The 8,996-nt window shown below is 66.1% G+C and carries 10 protein-coding genes and 1 pseudogene; 3 read left to right on the forward strand and 8 right to left on the reverse strand.

The genetic code is table 11. From position 1 onward, the window contains the following. Positions 1 to 45: 45 nt before the first annotated feature. Positions 46 to 267: a hypothetical protein gene (locus tag AB0I11_RS33835; RefSeq protein WP_357329946.1), complete on the reverse strand. Its 222-nt coding sequence runs from the start codon at positions 265 to 267 to the stop codon at positions 46 to 48. A 138-nt stretch (positions 268 to 405) separates the two neighbouring features. Between AB0I11_RS33835 and AB0I11_RS33840 the strand changes: the two genes are divergently transcribed. Further along, positions 406 to 900 carry a transposase family protein gene (locus tag AB0I11_RS33840; RefSeq protein WP_357329958.1) on the forward strand — a complete coding sequence of 165 codons (495 nt, stop codon included), beginning with the start codon at positions 406 to 408 and terminating at the stop codon, positions 898 to 900. 138 nt (positions 901 to 1,038) lie between these two features. Here AB0I11_RS33840 and AB0I11_RS33845 read toward each other — a convergent pair whose 3' ends face one another. Next, on the reverse strand, positions 1,039 to 1,728 hold the full coding sequence (locus AB0I11_RS33845; RefSeq protein ID WP_357329948.1) for a TetR/AcrR family transcriptional regulator: 690 nt from the start codon (positions 1,726 to 1,728) through the stop codon (positions 1,039 to 1,041). Positions 1,729 to 1,870: 142 nt separating this feature from the next. On the opposite strand from AB0I11_RS33845, the gene AB0I11_RS33850 reads away from it, so the two are divergent. Continuing rightward, the gene (locus AB0I11_RS33850; RefSeq protein ID WP_357329950.1) at positions 1,871 to 2,314 is read left to right on the forward strand and encodes a hypothetical protein; all 444 of its coding nucleotides are present in this window, start codon (positions 1,871 to 1,873) and stop codon (positions 2,312 to 2,314) included. Between the two features lie 168 nt (positions 2,315 to 2,482). Then, positions 2,483 to 3,352 (forward strand): annotated as a pseudogene (locus AB0I11_RS33855) (IS5 family transposase). A 19-nt stretch (positions 3,353 to 3,371) separates the two neighbouring features. Here AB0I11_RS33855 and AB0I11_RS33860 read toward each other — a convergent pair. The 6 genes from AB0I11_RS33860 to AB0I11_RS33885 form a co-directional block, all read right to left on the reverse strand. Further along, the gene (locus tag AB0I11_RS33860; protein WP_357329951.1) at positions 3,372 to 4,553 is read right to left on the reverse strand and encodes a TetR/AcrR family transcriptional regulator; all 1,182 of its coding nucleotides are present in this window, start codon (positions 4,551 to 4,553) and stop codon (positions 3,372 to 3,374) included. Positions 4,554 to 4,582: 29 nt separating this feature from the next. After that, entirely contained in the window at positions 4,583 to 5,728 is a 1,146-nt protein-coding gene (locus AB0I11_RS33865) for an acyl-CoA dehydrogenase family protein (protein ID WP_357329952.1), read from the reverse strand. 136 nt (positions 5,729 to 5,864) lie between these two features. Further along, positions 5,865 to 6,695, reverse strand: coding sequence for an SDR family oxidoreductase (locus AB0I11_RS33870; RefSeq protein WP_357329953.1), 831 nt, complete (start codon positions 6,693 to 6,695; stop codon positions 5,865 to 5,867). Positions 6,696 to 6,718: 23 nt separating this feature from the next. After that, positions 6,719 to 7,126, reverse strand: coding sequence for a MaoC/PaaZ C-terminal domain-containing protein (locus AB0I11_RS33875; RefSeq protein WP_357329954.1), 408 nt, complete (start codon positions 7,124 to 7,126; stop codon positions 6,719 to 6,721). Next, a complete protein-coding gene (locus AB0I11_RS33880; protein WP_357329955.1) occupies positions 7,123 to 7,590 on the reverse strand; it encodes a MaoC family dehydratase N-terminal domain-containing protein in 468 nt (155 codons plus the stop codon). Before AB0I11_RS33880 ends, AB0I11_RS33875 begins: the two co-directional genes overlap by 4 nt. A gap of 2 nt (positions 7,591 to 7,592) precedes the next feature. Then, complete coding sequence (locus tag AB0I11_RS33885) at positions 7,593 to 8,777, reverse strand: lipid-transfer protein (protein ID WP_357329956.1); 1,185 nt, start codon at positions 8,775 to 8,777, stop codon at positions 7,593 to 7,595. Positions 8,778 to 8,996: the final 219 nt, after the last annotated feature.

An 8,996-nucleotide genomic window follows, 5' to 3' on the forward strand; every position in this document is an offset into this window, starting at 1 on the left:
CCTAGTGACACACCCCGTCACCGGGCCAACAACTGTCTGCCCAGCTCACAGCCCAGATTCGCGGACTATATCGACGCCGAGCTGCGGAACGCAGGCGTCGGCGATCTCCAGTTGCTCGGCCAGGTACTCGGCCACCTCCGCCTGGTTGATGCCGGGCTGGCGCAGCAGGAGAGCCGGCTCCGTGAGCGCCGTGGTCGTGACCGGCTGCGGGCCCCCCGGTGCGGGGTCGGAGCACGAGCTGGCGTTTACCGATCGGGTGATTGCCACCCTGGTCATCCTGCGCTTCCAGCTCCACACGCGGCTGTGGCCCTGTTCTACAAGGTGGACCGCTCCGCGATCACCCGGGCCATCCATGAGGTTCGGCCTCTGCTCGCCGCGCGGGGGTTCGCTGTTCCCGGTCGTCCCGTGCTGCGGGCTGCGCACCCTGGCGGATGTCTTCGCCTACGCCAAGGCATAAGGCGTCAAGCTCCGCTTCGACGGTACCGAGCTCCAGGTTCGCCGCCCCAAGGCGGGCCGCCAGGTCGTCGGGCATTCGTCTCGGGCAAGAAGAAAAGAGACACCAAGAAGACCACCGTCATCAGCGATGACCAGGGCCGACTGCTGTGGACCGGGGCCATCCGTCCCGGGCGCATGCACGATGTCACGGCGGTGCGGACCGAAGGGATCGAGGACCTCCTCTTCCAACACCGCAAGGTCCGGGCTGAGGCCGACTCCGGCTACCAGGGCCTGGCCAGGGACTTTCCCGACCAGATCACCGCCCCACCCAAGAAACCCGGCCCAGACACCCCGCCAGACGAGGTCGCGGAATGGGCGCAGACCCGCAAGGTCCAATCTTCCAGACGGATATGCGTCGAACACGCCATACCCGAACTCAAGCAGTGGAGGTCGCTACAGCGCTAAATCGGACGTCGCGAGTACTTCAACGAGACCATGCTTGCCATCGCCGGGCTGGTCTCCGACCGCTGCGCAGTGCGCTGAACATCACCAGCTGACCCCTCCAGGCCAACACGTCCCGCCCCCCAATCGCGCACCACGTCGTTAGAGCTTGAATGGCACCGCGGCCACGATCCTTGGCGCGACCACCGTCAGCGAGTCGGGTCGGGCACCGAGGATCCGCTCAAGGGCCGTGAGGTAGGCCCGGACAAGTACCTCACGAGGGTCATCGGGGGACGCCCGGCCCACTGGTTGGCTAAAGGCATCGATCAAGGCATCGGCGAGATGTAGCCCCATCCCGGTGATAATGATGGCTGACTCCTCCGGGTACGTGGTGTCGAACACTTCTTCCGCGCACCCCTGATGGATGATCGCGGCGATCAACGGAGTCGTGAGCCGCATCGACTCGCTGGTGAACTTCTGCCTGAGCATCGCGTTGCTCTCGTGCTGCCACACGCGTATGGCTGCCTCCAGTTCGCTGTCGTGAGCAGCCTTCCAGGCCGCGGCGGAGGCGAAGTAGGTCTGCAGCTTGGTCATCGCGTCGAGTGACGGATCTGACACCACCCGCTGCAGGGTCGCGTAAGCGTCAGCGGCCATCGTCTCCACGATCCCGTCGAGCAGGGCCCGCTTGGAGTCGAAGTAGTGGTAGAAGGCGCCTTTGGAGATGTCGAGTGCGCTCAGCACGTCGGCGATCGTCATCTGCTGGTAGCCCTTGGTTCGGATCAAGTCCCGGGCGGCAACCAGGATCTGGGCACGCCGGGCAGCGTACTCCTCGGGCTTGACCTGCCGAACCATCGCGCTCACCTCTCCGCTGGACACCCGTCCAGCCATTTCAGGACCGGCGCCCGCACATGCCGTCAGTTGACGGGTACCCGCAAGAAGCGTACCGTTTTTTAAATAAACCGACCGTCGGTCTACGAAGTAAGGAGTGTTTCACATGTCTGAGGCCAACGTCGAGGCCCAACTGCGCACCCGGGCGTTCGCCAGGGTGCTCGGGCCGTATGTGGCGATCTTCACCACCGTCCTCGCGATCCGGCTGCCCGACATGACCGACTTGATCGATAACCTGTTCGCCAACGCGGCCAGCGTATGGATTCTTGGCGCGGTAATGCTCGCCGGCGGGCTAGTGATCATCGGTGGGCACCGGAGCTGGCGCGGACCCGCCGCGATAGCGGTGTCGCTGTTTGGCTGGTTCGTGGGGCTGCGTGGGCTCGGGCTGATCGCAACCACCTCGGCGGTGCGTTCCGCCACGGAGCTGTCATCGGGCGCACTTACCGCCGCCAGGATCTTCTTCGCGCTGCTGGCGCTGGGCGGCCTGTGGCTCACCTACGTCGGCTGGTTCACCAAACCGACGATCACACCAAGCACGAAACAGTCGTAACATCCGCAGACGGTTAGCGGGCGGCCGACGCCTAACCCCAATGCCAGGAAGATAAGAGTGACCGTCAATTGGGCGTCTACCGCCCGGGTAGCTGTTCGGGGGTAGCAAGCAGGCACGGCTTTGTCGATCATGTGAGTTCTCTACGCTCCGTGACCGACAAGGATTCCCGTGCCTGCGCTGCCATCTTCGCTGTTAGAACCGGTCTGGGTCCAGTTCGCCGCGCTGCTGCCTGAGCGGAGCGAGTTCCATCCGGATCACCCGCTGGGCTGCCACCGGCGTCGAGTCGCGGACCGGGTCGTGTTCGAACACGTCATCGCCGCACTGGTGCACGGCTCGGGCTACGAGCGGATCGCGCCTCCGCGCAGTGCTCGGACGCCACCATCCGCCGCCGGTTGCCGGAGTGGGCACGCCTGCGGATCGCCCACCGCCTGCACGAGCTGGCGGCAGCCGCGTACGACATGATGCAGCCGCGTACGACATGATGATCGGCCTGGATCTGTCCGACCTCGCCGTCGACAGTGCGATCACGAAAGCCCCGTGTGGCGTTGACAAGGCCGGCCAGTCACCTGTGGACCGCCGCAAGGGCGGCCTGAAACGCTCCACCGTCACCGAGGCCACCGGTATCCCGCTCGGCCTGGTCAGCGCCCCAGCGAACCGGAACGACTCGCCGCTGCTGGCACCCCCCTGGCCACCCTCGACCGGATCGGGTCGCTACCCGAACAGGTGAAAGTCCACTTGGACCGAGGCTACGACAACAAGCCCAGCCGCCAGGTACTGGCCGATCTCGGCTTCGACGCCAAGATCGGCAAACGAGGGGTGCCCGCCCCGGTGCAGGCCAGCAACCGCCGGCCGGTCGAACGCACCCACGCGTGGATGAACGGGTACGGCAAGCTACGGCGCTGCACCGACCGGCAAGCCGCCATCGTCGACTTCTACTTGTACCTCGCCGCCGCGCTCGTCACCGCGCGTAGCCTCATCCGGGAAGCCCGCACCCACTACCGCTGGGACACCCGCCCCACCACCCGCCGCCTCAGATAACGCCTATTGACGGTCGCTCTTATACCGCCAGCAGGCGGGTACAGATCGTCTCCAGCGCCGCGGGGACGCTGGGGTTGCGGCGCAAATGGGGTGTGCGGGCGACGTCGTTGGCGACAGTGAGTACGGCGTGTACCCGAACCCGGGCGGGTGTGAGGTCGATGCCGGGATGCACCATCCGCAGGAGATGCACCCACTCGCTGATGTAGTCGTGCTGGACCTGCCTCGTGAGGCGCTGTTCGTCTTCGGGCAGGTGTCTGGTCTCGGTGATCAGCAGGTCGACCAGGTCGTGGTGGACCTGGGTGAAGCCGACATAGGAGCGCACGAGTCGGCGAAGCGCCTCGGGGGCGGTGCCGGCCGTGGCGTAGACGGCGGACATGTCCATCTGCAGCGTGGCCGTACCTCGTCGAAGGGCGGTGACCAGCATGTCGAGCTTGCTCGGGAAGTGGTTGTAGATACTCGGACCGGCGATACCGACCGCGGCGCCGATGTCCTCGATTCCTACCCCGGTGTATCCGGCTTGGGCGAACATCCGGACGGCCTGCGCGAGAAGTGCCTCGCGGCGGAGATGCGGCGTGAGCGTCGGCGTGGGTTCCGCAGGGCCCGGCGCGGGAAAGTCCGCCGGGAGCTGGGTCTCCAGCACTGTCTCGGCGAGTTCTGCCAGAAGTGCCTCGTAGGCTGGACGAGGCAGTTCGAGATTGTGGAACGACGTGCTCATGAGCACGGCCATGATCGACCAGGTGATCAGGTCGGCAGCGTTGACGTTCAGGTCCGGACGTGCGTCGCGCACACGTTCGATGAATGTCTGCCCGATCTCGTACAACTCCGCGCGGAGCCGCGCGTGATCCTCAGGGGCCATGTGGCGGGCTTCGCGCTGCCAGAGCATGCCGATGCGGCGCTCATCGAGCGCGAGCCCGCCCAGCCTGAAGAGCCAGACAGTCCGGTCGGTCAGGTCCATCGAACCGACCACGTTCCGGAGAGGGATCAGGCCCTCGGCGATGACTTCGCGCAGCAAGTGCTGCTTGCCGGAAAAGTGTCGGTACAGCGCGGACGGCCGGACGGCCACCGCGTCGGCGAGGTCGCTCATACCGATCTGGTCGTAGCCGCAACGAGCGAACAGATCGGATGCCGCCGCGAGGATGAGCGCGCGGCGGTTGCGCGGCCGCCGCCCCCGCTCGGGAAGAGCAGCCGCCTGGTCCAGCAACGCTCCTCCCTCCGCATCTTCGTTGGCGCTCAGCCGATGTCGAGCGAGCGGCCGATGATCTCTTTCATGATTTCCGTCGTACCGGCGTATATCCGGGAGACCCGGGAGTCCATCCAGGCACGCGCCACGGGATATTCCAGCATATAGCCGTAGCCGCCGTGCATCTGGAGGCACCTGTCCATCACACGGCCCTGCAGCTCGGTCGTCCACCACTTGGCCTTGGCCGCGTCCACTGGGGACAGACTACCGCGGACGAGTTCGGTGACGCACCGGTCGACGAACTGCTGGGCGATGTCGATCTCTGTGGCCAGCTCCGCAAGCGCGAACCGGATGTGCTGCAGGGACCCGATGGGTTTGCCGAACGCCTTGCGTTCCCGGACGTAGCCGCACGTCCAGCCGAGCGCGGCGACGCACTGCGCCACGGCGGACACCGCGACCGACACGCGTTCCTGTGCGAGGTTGCGGGTCAGCCCAAAGAAGCCGTCTCCCTCGACCCCGAGCAGGTTCGCCGCGGGCATTCGGGCGTCGGTGAAAGCCAGCTCGGCCGTGTCCTGTGCGTGCAGGCCAACCTTGTCCAGCTTGCGGCCCCGCTCGAAGCCCGGGGTGCCGCGCTCGACAACGATCAGCGACAGGCCCCGGTGCGGGTGATCCCCGGTGCGAACAGCGGTGATAACCAAGTCGGCGTTGATGCCATTGGTGATGAACGTCTTCGCACCGTTGATCACGTAGTGGTCGCCGTCGCGGACCGCCTTGGTACGAATTCCGGAGAGGTCCGAGCCCGTGCCTGGCTCGGACATGGCGACGGCCGTGATCAGCTCGCCGGAGGCGATCCCCGGGAACCAGCGCGCCTTCTGCTCCTCGGTGGTCATCTCCAGGAAATACGGCATACAGACGTCCGCTTGCAGGCTTGGGCCGAGGGTCGCGGGGGTCACCCCGGCGGCCGCCGCCTCCTCGGCGAACACGGCGTTGTACCGGAAGTCGACCACGCCTGCGCCGCCGTACTCCTCCGGTACGGCGGCGAACAGGCCGAGCTCGCCGGCTTTGACGAACAGCTCGCGCGGCACGATGCCCGCCTTGTCCCACTCCAGGTAGTGCGGGACTACCTCTTTGGCGATGAAGGTACGTGCGCTCTCCCGGAAGGCTTCGTGCTCAGCCTCGTACAGGATCCGTTTCATGAAGCCTCCGATCGTGGCGAACGTGTTGGCTTGTGGGGAGGATGGGCCGCCACATCCGCCGGCTAGGGAATACGCCGTGCGGTCCGTCGTCAAGGTGGCGATTCAGTGGCCAAGGTCGTGGTGCGCGGCATCGACCTCAGATCATGAATCCGCCGCCGCAAACGAGGGTCTGGCCGCTGACGTAGTCGGACTCGGGAATGCACATCAGATAGACGGCGCCTGCCGCGTCCTGCGGGGTGCCGCCGCGGCCGAGCGGAATCATGCGCTCCATGGTCGACAGCAGGTCAGAATTGACGCCGACCTTGATCTCCCTGCCCTGCACTTCGATGGTCCCGTCACTGTCCGCGGGGGCTTCGGTGAGCCGCGTCTTGATCAGACCGAAAGCGACGGTGTTGACGGTGACGTTGTAGCGGCCCCACTCCTTGGCCAGGGTCTTGGTCAGACCCGTGATCCCCGCCTTGGCGGCGGCATAGTTGGCCTGGCCGGCGTTGCCGCCCAGGCCGGCGATGGAGGAGATGTTGACGACCTTGCGGCCGTGCACCGGCTCACCCGCCGCCTTGGCCTGCTTCACCGCCGCGGAGATGACCGGCTGGGCAGCGCGAAGGATGCGAAAGGGTGCCTTGAGATGTACGTCCAGGATCGCGTCCCACTGCTCATCCGTCATCTTCTGAATGACGGTGTCCCAGGTGTAGCCGGCGTTGTTGACGATGATGTCCAGCCCACCGAAGGACTTCACCGCCGTCAGCACGAACCGGTCCGCGAAGCCCTCATCGGTCACACTGCCGACGCAGCTGACGGCCTGGCCGCCAGCTGCTTCAATGGCGGCCACGGTCGCCTTTGCCGGGGCCTCGTCCAGGTCGTTGACCACCACGGCCGCGCCGTCGGCTGCCAGCTTGAGCGCGATCTCGGCCCCGATGCCACGGCCGGAGCCCGAGACGATGGCGACCTTGCCATCAAGCTTTCCCATGTCGTTACGCCTTTCAGACTCGGCTAGTTGATGGCGACGGTCGCGTCGCCGAGGAGGGTGATAGTGCCGTCGTCCAGGGTGACGGCCAGTTTGATTGTGGCCACTCCGTCTCCGTCGTCGACAGCCGTGACCCGGCCGGTGCACACTGGCACGCCGTACACCGGGGTCATGGCAATGAACCGCACCCGCCAGGTCCGGAGCCTCTCCTGCGGCACCCAGTTGGTGAGCAACCTGCCCAGGTAGGCCATGGACAGCATGCCCGGCGCCACCACGTCCTCGAGCCCGGCGGAACGCGCGAAGTCAATATCGACGTGGAGCGGGTTGTGGTCGCCCGAGGCGCCGGCGAACAGGGCCAGGGTGGTCCGGGAGATCGGCTCGACCTTCAGCGGCGGGAGTTCCTCGCCCACTTCAATGCCCTGCAGCGCGGTCACTGGTCCGTCTCCGAGTCGCTCATGTTCCGCACCACGATGATGTTTCTCAAGTCCGCCACGGGACTGCCGTCCTCCCGCGTGATCTCGGTTTCCTTGACGATGAATGACAGGGCACTGCCCTTGCGGTCGTAGATGTCGGCTATCCGCGGCGCGGCCACGAGAGTGTCGCCGGCGTGGGCTACCGAGTGGTAGGTGAAGGACTCTTCCCCGTGGAGGACGTGACGCAGCTCCACGCCGAAATCGCGGAACCAGCCGAACGGCTCCGGGGTCTCCATCTCGATCCCGAACAGAAACGAGGGTGGCACCGGCAGGTCGGGGTGACCCGCCTGCCTGGCGGCCTCCACGTCGGTGTAGATCGGATTCGTCTCGCCGATGGCCTTGGCAAAGAACCGCAGCCTGCCGCCGTCGATGGTCATCCTGACCGGGGTCAGTGCCTTACCAACGCCGGACTTGTCCACGCCCATGATCAGCTCATCCGCTCGTACAGGGTCACGACGGCGGCGCCGCCGAGGCCGATGTTGTGCTGCAGGCCCAGGTTCACGCCCTCGACCTGACGCGAGCCCGCCTCGCCGCGCAACTGCCAGACAAGCTCGGCACACTGCGCCAGACCGGTGGCGCCAAGGGGATGCCCCTTGGACAGCAGCCCGCCCGAAGGATTGGTGACCACCCTGCCGCCGTAGGTGTTGTCACCATCGGCGATGAACTTCTCCGCGGCGCCCTCCGGGGTGAGCCCGATGGCCTCGTACGTGAGAACTTCGTTCACCGTGAAGCAGTCGTGCAACTCGACCACGCGTATGTCCTCCGGCGAGACGCCGGCCTGCTCGTACACCTGCCGTGCGGCGGCCTTCGACATGTCGTACCCGACGAGCTTCATCATGTCGCCGCCGAAGGACTCCTCGGTGTCCGTGGTCATGGCCTGGGCCTTGATTGCGACGTCCGTGCGCAGCCCGTGCCGGCGGGCGAAGTCCTCGCTCGCGATGACCGCCGCGGCGGCACCACAGGTCGGCGGACAGCACTGCAGCCTCGTCAACGGGCCGAAAAGGCTCGGCGAGCCCAGTACGTCCTCGACGGTCACGGCATCGCGGAACACGGCGTACGGGTTGTTGGCGGCGTGCTTGCGGGCCTTCACCGCGACCGCGGCGAACGTCTCCGGCCTCGTTCCGTACTTTTCGGCATACGCCACGCCCGCGCCGCCGAACCACTGAGCGGCAACGGGCACACCTTCGTGCACGCCCTGTGTCTTCTCGGCCACCGACCCGAAGCGGTTGAACGCGCCGGGCCGGTCATCCCAGTGTGCCTTCAAAGCCCCACGCTGCATCTGCTCGAAGCCGAACGCCAGAGCACAGTCGACGCTGCCCGACTCGACCGCCTGGCGGGCCAGCCACAACGCCGACGATCCGGTCGAGCAGTTGTTGTTCACATTCACTACGGGTATGCCGGTGGTGCCGACCCGGTACAGCGCGTTCTGCCCGCTTGTCGAATCACCGTAGACGTAACCGGCGTAGGCCTGCTGCACCGCCGAGTACTCGACGCCGGCATCGCGCAGCGCGGCAGTGATCGCCCCTTCGGCGAGAACGTCGTAGGTGTCACTCCTGCTCGGTGTGGCGAACGGCACCATGCCTACGCCCACTACCAACGCTCGTCGACTCACGCGTACCCCTTACTCTCTCAAAGCTATTGGTGATTCACTTAGTCGACCATAGACCAATGCCAACCACAAGTGACGCCCGTCACGACCGTCAGCGGCATGAGAAGTCGGGCAGGCACGACGAGCACTAATCCGAAAATGACCGTGTCCAGACGCGCGGCAGCATCCCGGCGTAGCGCAGCGGAGCCGGGATGGGGTTGGCGCTGTGTGGTTATGCGGCGG

The sequence above is a fragment of the Micromonospora sp. NPDC050495 genome (assembly GCF_040655175.1).
In the GTDB taxonomy this organism is placed as follows: Bacteria; Actinomycetota; Actinomycetes; order Mycobacteriales; family Micromonosporaceae; genus Micromonospora.